The organism is Spirosoma arboris (genome assembly GCF_009754945.1).
Lineage (GTDB): Bacteria > Bacteroidota > Bacteroidia > Cytophagales > Spirosomataceae > Spirosoma > Spirosoma arboris.
This window is the reverse complement of the sequence record NZ_WPIN01000014.1, coordinates 15,955-32,026: the sequence shown is the minus strand read 5'-3', so window position 1 is coordinate 32,026 and position 16,072 is coordinate 15,955. Positions and strand designations below refer to the sequence as shown.

The 16,072-nt window shown below is 48.4% G+C and carries 14 protein-coding genes; 9 read left to right on the top strand and 5 right to left on the bottom strand.

Going from position 1 to position 16,072, the window contains the following annotated elements; all coding sequences use genetic code 11:
- Window positions 1–12 precede the first annotated feature (12 nt).
- Complete coding sequence (locus GO755_RS28750) at window positions 13–666, top strand: response regulator (RefSeq protein ID WP_157588805.1); 654 nt, start codon at window positions 13–15, stop codon at window positions 664–666.
- 1 nt (window position 667) lies between these two features.
- Here the strand turns inward: GO755_RS28750 and GO755_RS28745 are convergent, their stop codons facing one another.
- Window positions 668–2,737: a tetratricopeptide repeat-containing sensor histidine kinase gene (locus GO755_RS28745; RefSeq protein WP_157588804.1), complete on the bottom strand. Its 2,070-nt coding sequence runs from the start codon at window positions 2,735–2,737 to the stop codon at window positions 668–670.
- Window positions 2,738–3,001: 264 nt separating this feature from the next.
- On the opposite strand from GO755_RS28745, the gene GO755_RS28740 reads away from it, so the two are divergent.
- The 5 genes from GO755_RS28740 to GO755_RS28720 are packed head-to-tail and all read left to right on the top strand — an operon-like array spanning window position 3,002 to window position 9,444.
- Window positions 3,002–4,702 (top strand): trypsin-like peptidase domain-containing protein, encoded by a 1,701-nt coding sequence (locus tag GO755_RS28740; protein ID WP_157588802.1) that lies wholly within the window; start codon window positions 3,002–3,004, stop codon window positions 4,700–4,702.
- A gap of 52 nt (window positions 4,703–4,754) precedes the next feature.
- Window positions 4,755–5,966, top strand: a complete 1,212-nt coding sequence (locus GO755_RS28735) for a serine/threonine-protein kinase (RefSeq protein ID WP_157588800.1) — start codon at window positions 4,755–4,757, stop codon at window positions 5,964–5,966.
- Between the two features lie 13 nt (window positions 5,967–5,979).
- Window positions 5,980–6,918, top strand: a complete 939-nt coding sequence (locus tag GO755_RS28730; protein WP_157588798.1) for a Stp1/IreP family PP2C-type Ser/Thr phosphatase — start codon at window positions 5,980–5,982, stop codon at window positions 6,916–6,918.
- Between the two features lie 8 nt (window positions 6,919–6,926).
- Complete coding sequence (locus GO755_RS28725) at window positions 6,927–8,753, top strand: serine/threonine protein kinase (RefSeq protein WP_198174972.1); 1,827 nt, start codon at window positions 6,927–6,929, stop codon at window positions 8,751–8,753.
- A gap of 49 nt (window positions 8,754–8,802) precedes the next feature.
- The gene (locus GO755_RS28720) at window positions 8,803–9,444 is read left to right on the top strand and encodes an outer membrane beta-barrel protein (protein WP_198174971.1); all 642 of its coding nucleotides are present in this window, start codon (window positions 8,803–8,805) and stop codon (window positions 9,442–9,444) included.
- A gap of 34 nt (window positions 9,445–9,478) precedes the next feature.
- On the opposite strand, the gene GO755_RS28715 is transcribed toward GO755_RS28720, so the two are convergent.
- The 4 genes from GO755_RS28715 to GO755_RS28700 form a co-directional block, all read right to left on the bottom strand.
- Window positions 9,479–9,982 (bottom strand): methylated-DNA--[protein]-cysteine S-methyltransferase, encoded by a 504-nt coding sequence (locus tag GO755_RS28715; RefSeq protein WP_157588793.1) that lies wholly within the window; start codon window positions 9,980–9,982, stop codon window positions 9,479–9,481.
- A 3-nt stretch (window positions 9,983–9,985) separates the two neighbouring features.
- Window positions 9,986–10,480 (bottom strand): RDD family protein, encoded by a 495-nt coding sequence (locus GO755_RS28710; RefSeq protein WP_157588791.1) that lies wholly within the window; start codon window positions 10,478–10,480, stop codon window positions 9,986–9,988.
- A gap of 155 nt (window positions 10,481–10,635) precedes the next feature.
- A complete protein-coding gene (locus GO755_RS28705) occupies window positions 10,636–11,352 on the bottom strand; it encodes a YciE/YciF ferroxidase family protein (RefSeq protein ID WP_157588789.1) in 717 nt (238 codons plus the stop codon).
- A 352-nt stretch (window positions 11,353–11,704) separates the two neighbouring features.
- On the bottom strand, window positions 11,705–12,940 hold the full coding sequence (locus tag GO755_RS28700) for a PQQ-dependent sugar dehydrogenase (RefSeq protein WP_157588787.1): 1,236 nt from the start codon (window positions 12,938–12,940) through the stop codon (window positions 11,705–11,707).
- Between the two features lie 233 nt (window positions 12,941–13,173).
- Between GO755_RS28700 and GO755_RS28695 the strand changes: the two genes are divergently transcribed.
- From GO755_RS28695 to GO755_RS28685, 3 genes are all read left to right on the top strand, one after another.
- Window positions 13,174–14,019 carry a serine O-acetyltransferase gene (locus GO755_RS28695; protein ID WP_157588786.1) on the top strand — a complete coding sequence of 282 codons (846 nt, stop codon included), beginning with the start codon at window positions 13,174–13,176 and terminating at the stop codon, window positions 14,017–14,019.
- A gap of 133 nt (window positions 14,020–14,152) precedes the next feature.
- The gene (gene cysK / locus GO755_RS28690) at window positions 14,153–15,061 is read left to right on the top strand and encodes a cysteine synthase A (RefSeq protein WP_157588784.1); all 909 of its coding nucleotides are present in this window, start codon (window positions 14,153–14,155) and stop codon (window positions 15,059–15,061) included.
- Window positions 15,062–15,176: 115 nt separating this feature from the next.
- Window positions 15,177–16,046: a YitT family protein gene (locus GO755_RS28685; protein WP_157588773.1), complete on the top strand. Its 870-nt coding sequence runs from the start codon at window positions 15,177–15,179 to the stop codon at window positions 16,044–16,046.
- Window positions 16,047–16,072 lie beyond the last annotated feature (26 nt).

The window sequence follows — 16,072 nt, the reverse complement described above, 5'->3', positions numbered from 1 at the left end:
TTTGTATTTCATATGCCCTCGCCCATACGTGTATTATTAACCGACGATCACGAAATCATTTTAGACAGTTTATCCTTACTTCTGAGCCGCATTGAAGGCGTAGAAGTTGTAGGCACCTTAAGCGATAGCCGGCAGGTTGTTGGTTTTCTCCACGAGAACGAGGTGGATATTCTGTTAACGGATATGGACATGCCTCTCCTTAACGGTATCAATCTGACATTGCAGGTACGCCAGCATTTTCCTCAGCTTAAAATACTGATGCTGACGGTATCGGAAGATGCTGATCGGATTCGGGAGGCTTTTCGGGCGGGCATTTCAGGCTATGTTATGAAAAAAGCGGGTAAAGCCGAGCTTGAAAAGGCGATGAAAACACTAGCCAGGGGCGAAAAATATTTCTCCGAATCTGTCATGACGCAGTTGATGGCGCTACCGGTCGAATCGGTAAGGCCATCGGATGAAGCCCCGGCTCTACTTGTCCCGCTAACCGACCGTGAAATCGAAATCATCAAACTCGTAGCACAGGAATTATCAACCAACGCTATCGCCGACAAACTCTTCATCAGCCCTGGTACCGTTGAAACGCATCGACATAATATTCTCCGAAAATTGGGCGTCAAAAATTCAATTGGAATTATCAAATATGCAGTGAAGCATGGGTTGTTGTAGGTTACGCAGCAATTGGAATCTGAACGTTAATACATGTTCCGCCTTCAGCTGGGCTGGAAACCAGATAGGTACCACCTAGCCGCTCCAAACGCGATTTAATATTCAGCGTACCAAAGCCATCCTGATTTTTTCCCGCTGGCATACCCTGCCCATCATCCTGAACGGTTAGCATCAGAAAGCCATTCTGGCGAGCTAACGAAATGTCGGCCTGGCGGGCTTTTGCGTGCTTCAGTATATTGTTGACCAATTCGAGGGTGATCGTGTAGAGTTCGTAGGCGGTTTTGCCTCGGACATCCTCCCCAGATTTCTCAACTTCCAGCAAGAACCGGGTTTTGTTCTGCACCTTCAGCGTATCGGTCAATTTGATTAGTGCCGCCTGAAGGCCTTGTTTCTCGAGAATTTCGGGCATCAGGTTGTGTGAAATGGCCCGAATATCTTCATACACTTCACCCATATGATCCAGCAGTCGGGCGTGTTCCCGATGCTGATCCGCATCAAACTGCGACGTATCAAACGCTTCGAATCGCCATTTTAACGCCGATACTTTGGCGGCTACGCTATCATGTAGTTCACTCGCAACCCGTTTGCGTTCGAGCGTCTGACCCCGATACAAAGCGGCTTCGATTTCGGCGTTTTTCTCGGAAAGCTCTTCGTTTCTGACACGGAGTCGGCGGTTATTCCAAAATACGAAACTGAGAATACCCGCAACCAATAGGAGTAAGACAATCAGCAGGTTACGGGTCTGTTCGAGTTTATCGTTTTCCAGCAATTGTATTCTAGCTTCCTGCTGGGCCTGTTTTAAGCGAACGCCCTGCTGTTTTTTCTCGAAGTCATAGGTCATGCTGGCCACAGTGGCTTTCTGCATGGCCTCTTCATTGAGCATGGTGTCGGCTTCGGCTTTGTACCATTTAAAATAATGAAGTGCTTTAGCAGGTTGCCCCAGATGATCATAGGCTTCAGCCAGTTGGCGAACGTACTCTGTTCGCTCAGGCCGCATTTCTTTCACATCTTTTGTCCACTCCAGACCTGCCTGAGCGTACGGAACCACACGGTCGTATTGTTTCAGCGCGAGATAGATCTTTCCGAAATTAGCCTGCGCATTATGTTCCAGTGCTTCTCTCGTTTTCTCAACAGTCTTACGATATGTACTCTGAGCCAACTGACTGTATTCAAGTGCTTTATCATACTGCTTGAGTTGAATATATATTCGACCAACTGCCCCATACGCTCTGGCCAGATGGCTAGGCTGGTATGGATTCAGGTAGGCTTTTACCTCACCCATGTAGGATTCTAGCGCTAGTGCGTATTTTCCTTCTTTTTCGAGTATCTCGGCTTTCCGGCTAAGGATAAACGTTCGAACCAGGTTGTCATTCAGGCGGTCGGCCACTTTTTCAGCTTCGGTAAAGCAGGCCATAGCTTCGTCGTAGCGCTTTAGTTTTATGTAAACCATACCAAGATTCGGCAAAGTGGACCGCAGGCCTTTCCAATCGTGAATCGACTCCTGAAGTCGGCGGGCGTTGAGCCATAAGTTAATGGCAGCTACGTAATTACCTTCGCCCATTTTCATGATCGCCAGTTCGTTATACGTCTGCGCTTCCCATTGTCGGTCATGAGCTTGCTGAAATTTCTGCAAGGATTTATCCAGCAGGCTTCTGGCTTCGGGTAGCTTCTCCATGATGTTTTCATAGAGTTGAGCCCGTCGCAAAAGCACCTGTCCCTGCAACGAAAGATCATGAATGGCAATGGCCATTTGCTGAGCCGTGTCCAGTTGCGCATGGGCCGATTTAGTATCGGATAGATAGTCCGCTTCAATCCGGGCCTGAGCCAGTCGGGCGCGAATCTCGCCTGAAGAATAGTTTATCTGTTTGGCCATACGCATTGCCTGGTAGAGCGTTTGTCGGGCCAGCGAGTCATAGCCATTCCACCACAGGTTGGTTGCCAGTTCGTGCATCGTTTTCACCCGATTGGTGTCCACGGGCAGTTTCGTCAACTGGTTCCGCAACGAATCGATGATCGGATTCTGCGCAACGGCGATGGTGCAGGTCAGCAAGAGGAATATAATATAACGCATAGTTTTCAATGAGTGAATGAGCGTGAGAACCGTTAGGCACTCTTTCGCTCATTCACTCTTTCACTCTTTAATACGCCAAAGTAGCCATTTAACGAGCTTAATGACAAGCACCTACGGCAAAATATAGGAAAACCTATAGACGAAAAATATAGGTTCGCCGGGGGTTAAATCCGGGAATTTCCCGATTTCCCACGGACGGCCCATCCGCCAACTTTGTATCAGTCAAACGGCAATCAATTTTCAACTCAAGACATATACAAAATCATGGCAACTCTAGTAAATCGTTACGTCATTCGCCACTTAACTGGCAGTAAAGCAAATCAGGTTGAAGAGTTCGATTATAAGAAGTACAATGAGCTGACCTTCGGTCGGGCGGCTACGAATGTGGTGCGGTTCGATCCAGAACGCGACTCGGCTGTTTCCCGCGAACACGGCAAAATTGTTCGGGAGCCCGGCAAACCGTTTTCCTTCACCTTGGTCGATAACAATTCCCGCAATGGCATTTTCGTCAATAAAAGCCGTATCGCTGGTTCAGCCCCCATCCAACCCGGCGACGAAATTCAACTCGGTCAGGGTGGTCCTGTGTTCCAGTTCGATCTGAACCCACGCCCTGCTGAACTGATGATGAGCACTCGCGTTGTCGATATTCCGGTATCGATTCAGCCTACGAAAGAAATGAGTCTTGCTGAAACAGTGGCCGCATCGGGCGATAATGATATGGCCATTCCGCATAAAGTAGGCCTGGGCAAACAAACTGTGGAGCGGATGATGATGACCGAACGCCGGAAAACCAGCAAATCGATGGTGCTGGGTGTAGCTGGCCTGCTGGTGATAGTATCTGGTTTAGCCTATGCCTTCAAAGATGAATTAAAGCCTAAAATTCAACGAATTGAGGTTCACCACCACGATTCAACGAGAATTATCGAGCCAGCGAAAGATGGGTTAACCGCCGAGCAGATCGCAGCCGAAAATACCAGCAAAGTTGTGTTCATCGAATTTGGGTATAAACTGGTTCACACTACCGGCGACGATATCTATCACGAATACATGCCGATTAAACTGTCTGACGGTCGTGTAGTAAATAAAGCCGTGTACATTGAAACGGCACCCGGAAAAATTGAACCGCTATTGGGTCTGAAACGGAATGTAGCTGTTGGCAAGCCCATAGCCATGGCTGGAGCCAGTGGAACGGGCTTTGTGGTCTCACCTCAGGGACACATTATGACCAATCGGCACGTAGCAGCCGCCTGGAATTCGTACTACAGTTTCCCGCAGGATGCATTCCCAGGCATACTACTCGTTCAGGGCGCAAAAGGATGGGAAATCAGCGATCAGCCAGTGCAGGAATTCCGTTGGGTACCTGGCGAAACGCAGTTCTTTGGCAAAAAACCGATGTCGGGTAAAATTATCGATGGGGTAAATACCTACATGGATGTAACGTTCAACAAAAACGAACAGCGATTCCCAGCCCAGGGCAAGCCCGTTGTTTCGCCAAAACACGATGTTGCCCTCATCAAAATTGACCTGGCCGAATCATTAGCCCCCGTTAAACTGCGCGATGCGGATAAAACGATCGCCGTTGGTCAGCCGATTACGGTCATGGGTTACCCCGGTATTTCTCCCGATGTGTTTGTCGGTGAATATTCAGGCGACTTTGCCAATCGCAACGCTCAAATTGTAAAAGTGCCCGACGTAACAGTTACTCCTGGCAATATCGGCAAGATTCTACGTGGTCAATCGGCAGGTAAAGCAGCCGCCTATTACAGCGAATTTGGTGACTATTACCAACTTACGGCCAACGCAACCGGGTCGGGCAACAGTGGTGGACCTGTATTCGACAAAGATGGCAACGCCATTGGGATCTTCTCCGCCAGCACCAGCCGTGAGGATGCCACACGCATCACCTTCGCCATCCCTATCAAATATGGTCTGGAACTGATGGGCCGACGGCAAGTAGTTGAATAAGTCCCTGACAATACCTGACATTTTAATTAACCAGCTTTCCGCTTCTACATCCATGTCACTCACCCATCCTTACCTCTCTCGCATCGTTGCTGGCTATCGCCTGACAGAGTATGTCGGAGCAGGCGGAATGGGTGAAGTGTTTAAAGCTACCCATCTTGAAACGGGCCGTCTGGCAGCGGTGAAAGTGTTATACCGGCCCGAATTTGCAGCCCGCTTCCGCAACGAAGCCCTTGTTCAGGCATCGATTTCACACCCTAACATTGCGGCTCTGTACGACTTTAGCCTACTCGATGACCGCCCTGCTTTAGTGATTGAATGGATCGATGGCCTAGCGTTAGATGAACTGATTCGACGAAGGGAACGCCTGACTAATGAAGAGGCTACCCGAATCATCAGACAGATTGCCGACGCGATGGCCTACCTGCACCAAATGGGAATTATCCACCGCGATCTGAAACCCTCAAACGTCAGGATTCGACTCAATGGACAGGTAAAAGTGGTTGATTTTGGCATTGCCAAAGGCCGCGATACTCCTCAACTGACAAAAGTTGGGTTTGCCGTTGGAACAACGGAATTTATGGCCCCGGAGCAATTCCGGGGTCAGGTTGAACAAAAATCGGATGTATGGGCGCTGGGGGTCCTCTTGTACGAGATGACTACCGGTCACCTACCCTTCGATGAACGAAATCCGCTTCTACTACGCCATCAAATTGAACGAGGGCACTTTACCCGCCCTCAACTGTTGAATCCGACAATTTCGCCCGAACTGGCCGCTTTGATTACCAATTGCCTGCATGTCAATCCGATGAAGCGTCCGGCCGCAGCCGATATAGAGTCAATGCTGTCAACGACTGTGCAACAAGGGTTCATGGCCGAAAATGGGTTTTCGTTACCAAATTTCCCAATAGTCGATTGGGCTTCTATCCACACCATTCGTTATTGGATCCTGGCCGTTGTAGCAGGTTTAGGGCTGCTCATTCTGATTAACCAGACAAAAAAGGAAGAAAAAAAAGCTGACCAGGAGGAAATAACAACCGTTACGCCCACTAAACAGTACGAGCAAATTCGAGTCGAAGTACTCAACGCCGACTATGATCTTGAGCTTGTTATGCCCGATGGCACGGTGCAATCCAAAGAACCTTTTGTGGTAAAACGGACGCCCGGACAGCCAATCCCCATTACCATTCGGCATCAGGGAGCCCAGCAGCAGTTTATTATTGATCCCCAAGTACAGGAGTTATACCAGTGTTATTTTGACCGATAGCAACCCCACAATCATGAAAAATTTCCTTACCTGGCTATTCGGCAAAAACGATCCGGAAACACTCCCGGAAACAGCCGAATCGGTCGTCGAGCAACCAACCCGTGTTGAACCAGCCGGAACCTCGTCGACCGACGAAGTAAACGCGGTTGTCGTTTCAGATTTGGGGAATGTCCGGCAAAACAATGAAGACACTGGCTTGTTTGTCCGTCTGGCCGATGAAGGTATTCGCCGGATCAAAGGACATCTACTCCTAGTAGCCGACGGCATGGGTGGCCACTTGGCCGGCGAAGTAGCCAGCCAGATGGCAGCCGAAATCATCAACCGAGAATATTTTCAGCACACAGAATCCATCGAAAAAAGTTTGCTGCGGGCATTCCAGATGGCCAATCGCCAAATCTTCGACGAGGCTCGTCAACACGATGCCTTTCGGGGTATGGGCACTACGTGCACGGCCATTGTGATTCACGATCAGCAACTTTATTTCGCTCACGTTGGCGACAGCCGGGCCTATTTGTTTAAAACGGGGCAGCTTATCCAGCTAACTCAGGACCATACGTATATTCAGGAACTGCTTCGATCGGGCGAAATCACTCCCGAAGCAGCTGCCAACCATCCAGAACGGAATGTACTGACGCAGGCAATGGGCACCAAAGCTGATGTTCGCGTCGATCTGGGGCGTTGTGTTCTGCCCTTCGATGCGGGCGACCGGTTGTTGCTCTGTTCCGATGGTCTGTATGAATATTGCCTTGAGGCCGATTTCGTCCGGGTATTGAAGCGGACTAATCTGCACGATGCTGCCGACGAATTAGTGCACATGGCCAAGAGTCGGGGGGGGCACGATAACATTACGATTGTGCTGGCCGAACGTGTTGTAGCCGATACTACAACGACGACCAAAGAAACCCGGGAAATCGACTTACCCTTCACCCGTGATCTGGAACTACCTCAATGACTACCACCATGCAACCAACCATGAAAGGCCGACTGATCCATCATTACCGCGTTGAATCGCTGCTGGGCGAAGGTGGAATGGGGACCGTCTATCAGGCTATCGATACGCATCTCGAACGGCCAGTGGCAGTCAAGATGCTTCACACGCACCTGGTTAGTCAAACTTCGTTTATGGAGCGATTTCGCAACGAAGCCTTGATTCTGGCCCGGCTCAACCATCCGAATATTGCGGTGGTGTATAATTTTCTTCAGGATGGTTCCGACTATTTCATGGCGATGGAATACGTCGAAGGTGACAGTCTGGAAACCCTGATCCGAAAAACGGGTGCTTTACCGGCTGCGGTGGCCGCTGAAATTACCCGGCAAGGGTTAGAAGGATTAGCCCATGCCCATAAGAAAGGGATTTTACACCGCGATATCAAACCAGCGAACCTGATGCTTACCCCAGAAGGAAGCATTAAACTGATGGACTTTGGGATTGCTCGTGTTATCGGCAACCAGCGTCTGACTCAGGTGAATCGCATTGTGGGAACGCTCGAATACATGGCTCCCGAACTCGTTCAGGGCGAAGCTCCCTCCCCTGCTTCAGACCTTTACGCCATGGGCATTCTGTTGTATGAGTTATTGTCGGGAAAACTTCCCTTTGCCAGCCAGACCGATTACACCCTGATGCAGGCCATTATTCGGGAAAAGCCAATTGCCCTCCGGAAACTAAACGCGAATGTGCCGAAAGAACTGGAAACGATTGTTCATAAAGCCCTGGAGAAAAATCCGGCCAAGCGATTTGCCGACGCCAAAGAGTTTCAAAAAGCCCTTCAACCGTTCTTTTCGCAGATTCCAACGCTCGAACCAACGTCACTTATTCCCCGACGGCCCGTGACTACCGCCGACGTCTTGAATATCCAACCCGTTCGCAAAACCGTATTGCTCGAAACCACCGAGATTTCGCCGGATCGCAGTTCAGTACGCACACAACCAGCTCAAAAATGGTTATCCGACAACTGGCAAACCGTATTGGCAGGCGGACTTACCGTAGTTGCTCTACTATTTATCGGGCTAATCTTTTTCGACAGGACCGACGATACTAAGCCCGAAACGAGAAAAAGACACGTGACTGGTACAGGTTTGGCCACGAAAAACGATCCGGCAAAACAGCCTGTAGATTCGCAAACCACTGTTGTTTCGTTAGCCAATGAAACCAGTAGCACGCCTAGCACAATAGCCGTTCCCGAACCCAGGCAGCAGCCCGAACCCGCCGAAAAGAAGGTGATCGGGAAACAACCTAAATCCATCGTTCCGCGGCCATATGGAAACGGGCCTGTACTGGTCAAAAAATCGGGTGTTGGGTCTCCCGAACAACCTAAGTCCGATCCACTGGTACGGCCCGAAACGCCCGCCAATTCTGGCACACCAATCACTCATTCAGAACCAGAGCCTGTAGTTTCTGCACCCAAAACAACGGCCCGAAAATCCATTTCCATTCGCCGACTGCGCGTCAATCTGGCTCTAATCGATGGGCTTTCGTCCGATGCCTCTCAGGAAGGGCAAGCTGTTCGTTTTCGGGTAGTTGAGCCCGTAACGAGCGACGGCGAAGTAGTCATTCAGAGCGGGGCAACAGCCTATGGCGAAGTTAGCCGGATCAAGCGGGCTGATGGCGACGTGTTTCGAAAAAGGAATCTGCTTGAATTCCGAATCACAACCGTCGAAGCGGTAAACGGCAAACGAGTTTCGCTTCGGTCGGCCACGTTCAGCGAAGAAGCTAAAGGTCAGCCCGTACTGTTTCGTTCAGGGCAAACATTTGAAGTCCGCACGGGCGATGATGTTATCAACCTCTAAAAATCATCTCACTACATTCTTTCACTTAATACCTAATAGCCTGATTGTTATGAAATCTGTCCGATTTATGTTCCTATTCGTTGGTATAAGTCTCCTGGTCTCGAATACCCTGTGGGGGCAAACCATTCGCCAACGATCTACTACAGAAGGCCTTAGCCTGGGTATACAAGGCCATTATATGGGTTGGTCCTCCGATCACTTTCAGTTTTTAGATGAGAACGCGGGTAGCGGACCAGGCATTGGTGGCCGGGTTGGGTATGGTTTCAACCAACGCTTCGAAGTCTTTGCACAATATGATTTCAACTCACTCAGTGCCACTAAAATCGCTGCAAAGTCCTTCCATTTTACCCACGCTACGGGTGGGGTGCGTTTTAACTTTTCGGCGACGACCCATGCACTCCGTCCGTATGCCGAGCTGGGGTACGCTTATCAAACAGGCAAAGCCGATCAGGTGCTCAACGTAAATGGCGGGCGCGATAATCTTATCTTTAAAGGAGGAACCCTGCATGTTGGAGCAGGTCTAAATTATTTTGTATCGTTACCCGTTGCGATCACCTTGAATGGAAGCTTGCAAGCGGGCGCAAAATCACCCGTTTATGTGAATGGTATTAATTTTTTCGATGAAAAAGCCGATGTAACTGCCTTCCGCATCTCACTGGGCGTGGTGGTGTATTTGAGTGAGTTGTTCTGATTTGTTAAGAATGGTCAGGAGTTATCTTGACAATTTAGAACAACGACAATTGACTCGATCGGGCAAAAGCACCCTCATGCTCCAGCAGCCATTGTTTGCGCCACAGTCCACCGGCATAGCCTGTCAGCGATCCGTCGGAACCGATGATGCGGTGGCAGGGCACAACAATCCAAAGTGGATTTCGGCCATTGGCAGCCGCTACAGCCCGAATAGCTTTTTCGTCCCCAATGCGTCGGCTTAGCGCTAAATAAGATAATGTGGTGCCAAACGGCACGTCGAGCAACGCCCGCCAAACCGTTTGTTGAAAAGCAGTTCCTGCTGGATTCAATGGAAAATCAAACGTTTGGCGGGTTCCGGCAAAATAGTCCTGTAATTGCCGAACAGCCTCCCGAACTGGCTCATCTAGTGACCCGGCAAGACCGGTTTCAGAACCAATTTCCCGCACTGAAATGTCGGTGCAGGAAATAACGGAAACACCCTTATTATCGCCAGAGATACGTACTGAGCCAAGTGGAGAGTCAAAAACAGCAGTTGTCATCAGTTAGTCAGGTATGTTTCGGAGCGACTGGTCGAGCGTCAGAGTTGGTCGATCATCAATGACCATTGTACGCGCCATTCGGTCATGCATTCCGATGGGATTTTCCCGTAAAAATGTGAACGCATCGAATGGAATAATCCGGGCTAAATTACGCCCTAGTAGGGTGGTAAAGTCTGGCTTTTGGCCTTGCTTATCGACAACTTTTGTTTTTGTAATTATCTTTCCAGGCGTTTTCCCCAGCCAGGTTTCGAATACCATATAGTAGGCCACATATAGTAAGGCCCCAACCACACGATCAACTAGTGGGTTTACTGATTCAACAGAATACCCTACTTCTGGATAAATCAGCAGAACGATCACACCAACTGTAAAGACAATACTGTAAAAAAACAGCATATCAAGTAGCAAATTGGCCAGGCGCTTCGATTGGCTTGTAGGTGTAATTGGCTTCGCTAATAATTCATCGGCATTAAGTAGATCGCGGGATAGATTGTCCATACAAGTAAAAATAGATCGAAATTAAAGGATAACTGAAGCAAGTATAACCGATCAAGTTCATTTTTGCCAAACAAAATTATAGCCCCAGAAAAAGATGAATTTTTATCTTTTTCTGGGGCTATTTCAGCCTGGTCTCTCTTTATATCAGGCCAGTTCTAGATGCCTGATGTACCCGCCAGCGGTATACTAGAATTGCCGCTATAAGTCGACTTTGACGAATTACTGTTTGTAGTTGGGTCGTCGTACCGAACGCCATCTGGATTAACGACACCCCACTTATTGAAGTCATCAGCGTCATCATCATTCCGGGGCGAAGAACCATCATCTTCTGACGACGCCCGGCTGTTAATAAATGACTCGGCCAGGGTAGTTAATTTCTTATCTGCATTTTTCTCTTCGTTCAGTGTTTGTTCCAGCAGCCGTGCGGCCTCGTTGTAGCCAAGTACCTGCGCAAAGGTCACGACCGATCCATAGGAAGCAATTTCATGGTGTTCAATTTTTTGACTCGCGATGATTAAACCAGCATCACGCGTCAATGAACCTGTGTTAGTATTCGAGACAATCCGCTGAGCATCACCAACCAACCCATCAATGGCGTCGCTGGACCCTTCTTCAACATCAACACTGATGCTGTTAAATACCTGCTCCAGTCGAGCTAAGTGGTTTCGGGTTTCTTCCTGATGTTGCAGGAAAGCGCTCCGTACTTCATCGGTGGTCGATGCATCGGCCTGTTCGCCAAGGGCATCTACAGCTTGCTTTTCAGCGTAGTAAATATCCTTGAGTTCCGAAATGAATAGACCCCGGAGACCTTCCTCTGTTTCCGTATCTGTGCCTCCGAAAAAGTTAGCGATGCTTTCTCCAAATGTTGCCATGATTACTGTGGTTTTGAGTTTAACTAAATTGGTTTTGCTTGCTTTTGTACCAATTTCGAGCCAACTGCTGATAGTCTTATAGTTACGAATTCGTGTCCGGCACATGTGTTTCTATTTTTCTACAGAATCCGTAGACTATAAAGACCAATACCCCAACGCCAATTCTTAGGAGCGTACGATAAGGTTAACAATAACACAATGTTAGCCTTTTATAAAAAAGCCCCGCTTTAGTCGAGCGAGGCTTGAAGCTATACTTTTTCTTTCGACAGGATTTACAGATAAAACAGGATTATAGAATTGAAAAAAAATCCTGTTTTATCCTGTAAATCCTGTCGAAAGAAAAATAGGCTAATTAATTCTGCACCAGTTTTAGAATCTTGCCTCCTCCATATTCGCAGAGATAGAGTTCATTTTTCTGATCTTCGCCGAAGGCCGAAATAGCCCCGGCTCCCGAAACAAGTTCCTGATTCGTACCCGATTTAGTACCGTTAGGTGTTAATGCCCAGACACGACCGCTCGCGTAATCGGCATAAATATACTTACCCTTTAAAGTTGAATTAGTTGAGCCACGATAGACGAATCCACCCGTGATGGATACATTGCCATTGTCATGGGAATACTGCCAGATCGGGGCAATTAACTCCGATGAATTCACCGTATTATCTTTCGCATTGTAGTCAGCATTTCCTTCTTTAATCCGCCAGCCGTAGTTTCCACCTTTCGTAACGATATCCACTTCTTCGATGGCATTCTGCCCCACATCACCCGCCCAAAGCTGGCCTTTCTCGTCGAAGCTAATTCGCCAGGGGTTTCGAAGGCCGTAGGCAAAAATCTCTTCCCGATAACCATTGGTGTTGCCTTTAAATGGATTGTCATTCGGAATGCCATACTGTCCCTTGTCGGTACTGTTTACATCGACACGTAAGATTTTCCCTAACCAGTTGGCCCGATTCTGTCCGTTGTTCTGCGGGTCTCCCCCACTGCCCCCATCGCCGGTAGATACGTATAAATATCCGTCTGGTCCAAACAGGACTTTTCCTCCGTTGTGATTGGCATAAGGCTGATCGAAGCGAAACAGAATCACTTCAGAAGCAGGGTCTACTTCCGACACATTGGCAGATGATGCCTTGAAACGACTCACAATCGTTTCGCGGGGATTACTTTTTGTATAATTGACGTAGAAGAAACCATTCTGTTTGAAATTTGGGTGAAAGGCCAGCCCCAGCAATCCCATCTCACCACCCGACGATACTTTCGAGCGAATATCTAAATAGGTAGCTGCCGAAGTGGTGTTGGCATCATTTTCAAATACCCGAATCCGCCCATCCTGCTCCACGACAAACACCCGGTTGGTGCCGTCATTGGCGTAGGTATACTCAACCGGGGAGCTAAATGTCAGTTTTGGATAGGCGTTCACGACTTTCGCAAGCGCCGTGCCCCAGGTGCTGCCAGCCGAATCAGCTACAACGACATCAGTCTGTTTTTCCGGCTTACAGGCCAGTGCCACGAGCCAGGAAACCCCCGACGTCGCGATTAGGGAAATGACAAACGTGATGATGGTTTTACTAAACATGATGATTCCTGTCATTAGTTTCTAAAATTTACGGTACAAATCAGACTCCAAATATGTCCGGCGAACTTTGCGGCCCGCATTTTGTTCCAAAATCATAGAATCTCTTTGCCATAGACTTAGCTTTTGTTCGTTAAGCGAATAGAGTCCTAAGGTAGTGTTTCTACAGAACGGGGCGCAGATTCTACTATACTCGAACTTAACAATCAAAATTCAGTAGTGCCATTTGATCTATTAACCAACACAATACTATGACCACTGCGACTAATACCCTCCTTGACCACCTTCAAGCTCAACGTTCACACTACCGCTACAAACTCCCATCAAGACCGGACGCCGGACGCTTTATTGACCAATTAATGCGGTTGCTTTTTCCGGTTACACAAGATTGCAAGTCGATTTCGCAGCACGTAGAAGAGACGTATCAGAGTCTGCACGATCAACTGACCAATCTGCTGTGCCCATTAGAAAAAAACCTATCGGAAAGCCCGGCCGTAATTACTGGACGGTTTTTCGATCAATTGCCGGTCATTTACGACAATCTGCTGTTGGATGCCCACGCCATTGTCGATAATGACCCGGCTTCGGTTGGTATTGAAGAAGTTGTTGCGGTTTATCCTGGTTTTTATGCGATCTCTGTCTATCGAATCGCGCACGAGTTATTGAAGCTCAACGTACCGCTCTTACCCCGAATGTTGACCGAATATGCACATGGGCAGACAGGTATCGATATCCATCCAGGTGCTCAAATTGGCAAATCGTTTTTTATTGATCATGGCACGGGCGTCGTCATCGGCGAAACAACGATCATCGGCAACAATGTGAAGATTTATCAGGGCGTAACGCTTGGAGCTACGCACGTTGCCAAATCGATGGCGCAGAAAAAACGCCACCCAACCATCGAAAATAACGTAGTCATTTATGCCAATGCCACCATTCTTGGTGGTCATACGGTTGTGGGACACGACTCAGTAATCGGTGGTAACGTCTGGTTAACCAGCAGTGTTGAAGCCCATTCGCTCGTATTCCACCAGCACCAGACCGAAGTTCGGTTAAAATCGATGGAATCTGTCGAGCCAATCAATTTTGTCATTTAATGTAGTGAAGTGGTGAAGTCATTGGAATAGGTGGAGTGAGTTAACTAAGTAACGTTGTTTACCCTACTTAACTCACTCCACCTATTCACTTACTCCACCACTTCACCTACTACACTAACTAAACCAACCCCAAATGAAAGCTACTACTATTCTCGACACGATCGGCCAAACGCCCCATGTGCGTATTAACCGTCTATTTCCAGGCTACGAAGTCTGGACCAAATTAGAGCGGGCCAACCCCGGCGCCAGCATCAAAGACCGTATTGCTCTGGCTATGATTGACGATGCCGAAGCAAAAGGACTGCTTACCTCCGATAGCACTATTATTGAGCCAACATCCGGCAATACAGGCATTGGTCTAGCTATGGTAGCTGCGGTAAAAGGCTATAAAATAATCCTGGTCATGCCCGAATCCATGAGCATTGAGCGTCGGAAAATCATGGCTGCTTATGGAGCCGAATTCGACCTAACACCTCGCGAGAAAGGCATGAAAGGGGCTATCGAACGGGCTCACGAACTGGTTGCCCAAACTCCTGGCGCCTGGATGCCACAGCAGTTTGAGAACCCCGCCAACATCGATATCCACGTTCGTACAACAGCCGAAGAAATCCTGGCCGATTTTCCTGAAGGTTTCGATGTACTGATTACGGGTGTGGGTACGGGTGGCCATATCACAGGTGTAGGGCAGGTACTTAAACAGAAATTTCCAAATCTGAAAGTATATGCCGTAGAGCCAGAACTATCGCCAGTTATTAGCGGAGGAGCACCAGGCCCGCACCCCATTCAGGGCATTGGCGCAGGCTTTATTCCTCAAAACCTGCACACTGATCTGCTGGATGGCGCTATTCAGGTAAGTAAAGATGAGGCTTACGAAATGGCTCGCCGATCGGCCAAGGAAGAAGGTGTATTCGTTGGCGTTTCTTCTGGCGCATCGTTGGCCGCTGTTGCCAAGAAACTCCCCGACATTGCCCCCGGCAGTCGAATTTTGACCTTTTGTTATGATACCGGCGAACGGTATTTGTCGATAGAAGGGTTATATTAGGACATTGTTAATTACGTGAAGTAGGTGGAGTGAGTGGTATTAAGTGTAGTATGTACTTCACTCACTACCACTCACTCCACCTACTTCACTTATTCCACCCTACTCAACTGTCAATATGGTTAGACAAACCTCTGCTTTCAGAACGATTAAAGATACAGCTTTCATTATTGCCGGGGTACTCAGTGCGGGCATGGGTATCAAAGGATTTTTAACGTCGAGTCATTTCATCGACGGAGGTGTTACGGGCATTTCTATGCTGCTAGCTACCTTATTTAGCATTCCGCTACCGATCTGGTTATTAGTTATTAACCTGCCGTTTATTGGGTTAGGTTACCGGCAGTTTGGTCGGCAATTTGCGGTTAAAAGTACATTGGCCATTGCTGGTCTTTCCCTTAGTCTGGCTCTTATCCCCTACCCAGATGTAACGCCCGATCTTTTGCTAACAGCCGTTTTTGGGGGCTTCTTTATTGGGGCGGGTATTGGGCTTGCCATGCGGGGTGGTGCTGTACTGGACGGCACCGAGATTGCCGCTCTGCTCATTAGTCGAAGTAGTCCGATTCTGAAAGTGAGCGATGTTATTTTAGTACTCAACGTACTCATTTTCGGGGCTGCGGCCTTCTTCCTGGGCATCAGTCCAGCGCTTTATTCGATGATCACGTACTTCGCTGCTTCTAAAACAGTCGATTTTGTTATTCACGGTATTGAGGAATATACGGCAATTCTTATCATCTCCAAACAGCCAGAGCCAATACGGGAGCAGATTATAGCAAAGGGTTGGGGCATAACGATTCTAAAAGGTCAGGGAGGTTACGGCAAGCACGGTAGTCACAAGGAAATCGATAGTGTTTTGTATACCGTAGTTACCCGACTGGAAATCAGTAGATTACGCTCCATTGTTTTAGAGATTGACCCAAACGCTTTCATTATTCAGCATAGTGTCGACGACGTTGCTGGTGGAAAGGTGAAGAGCCTGCCTATGCATTAAATCCGTTGTTATTCGGCTCATAAAAC

Bases quoted from the DNA above. Each gene is read 5' to 3' on its own strand.
- GO755_RS28750 (WP_157588805.1), top strand. From the start codon at position 13: ATGCCCTCGCCCATACGTGTATTATTAACCGACGATCACGAAATCATT.
- GO755_RS28715 (WP_157588793.1), bottom strand. From the start codon at position 9,982: ATGACAACTGCTGTTTTTGACTCTCCACTTGGCTCAGTACGTATCTCT.
- GO755_RS28735 (WP_157588800.1), top strand. From the start codon at position 4,755: ATGTCACTCACCCATCCTTACCTCTCTCGCATCGTTGCTGGCTATCGC.
- GO755_RS28730 (WP_157588798.1), top strand. From the start codon at position 5,980: ATGAAAAATTTCCTTACCTGGCTATTCGGCAAAAACGATCCGGAAACA.
- GO755_RS28705 (WP_157588789.1), bottom strand. From the start codon at position 11,352: ATGGCAACATTTGGAGAAAGCATCGCTAACTTTTTCGGAGGCACAGAT.
- GO755_RS28745 (WP_157588804.1), bottom strand. From the start codon at position 2,737: ATGCGTTATATTATATTCCTCTTGCTGACCTGCACCATCGCCGTTGCG.
- GO755_RS28700 (WP_157588787.1), bottom strand. From the start codon at position 12,940: ATGACAGGAATCATCATGTTTAGTAAAACCATCATCACGTTTGTCATT.
- GO755_RS28685 (WP_157588773.1), top strand. From the start codon at position 15,177: ATGGTTAGACAAACCTCTGCTTTCAGAACGATTAAAGATACAGCTTTC.
- cysK (WP_157588784.1), top strand. From the start codon at position 14,153: ATGAAAGCTACTACTATTCTCGACACGATCGGCCAAACGCCCCATGTG.
- GO755_RS28740 (WP_157588802.1), top strand. From the start codon at position 3,002: ATGGCAACTCTAGTAAATCGTTACGTCATTCGCCACTTAACTGGCAGT.
- GO755_RS28710 (WP_157588791.1), bottom strand. From the start codon at position 10,480: ATGGACAATCTATCCCGCGATCTACTTAATGCCGATGAATTATTAGCG.
- GO755_RS28720 (WP_198174971.1), top strand. From the start codon at position 8,803: ATGAAATCTGTCCGATTTATGTTCCTATTCGTTGGTATAAGTCTCCTG.
- GO755_RS28725 (WP_198174972.1), top strand. From the start codon at position 6,927: ATGCAACCAACCATGAAAGGCCGACTGATCCATCATTACCGCGTTGAA.
- GO755_RS28695 (WP_157588786.1), top strand. From the start codon at position 13,174: ATGACCACTGCGACTAATACCCTCCTTGACCACCTTCAAGCTCAACGT.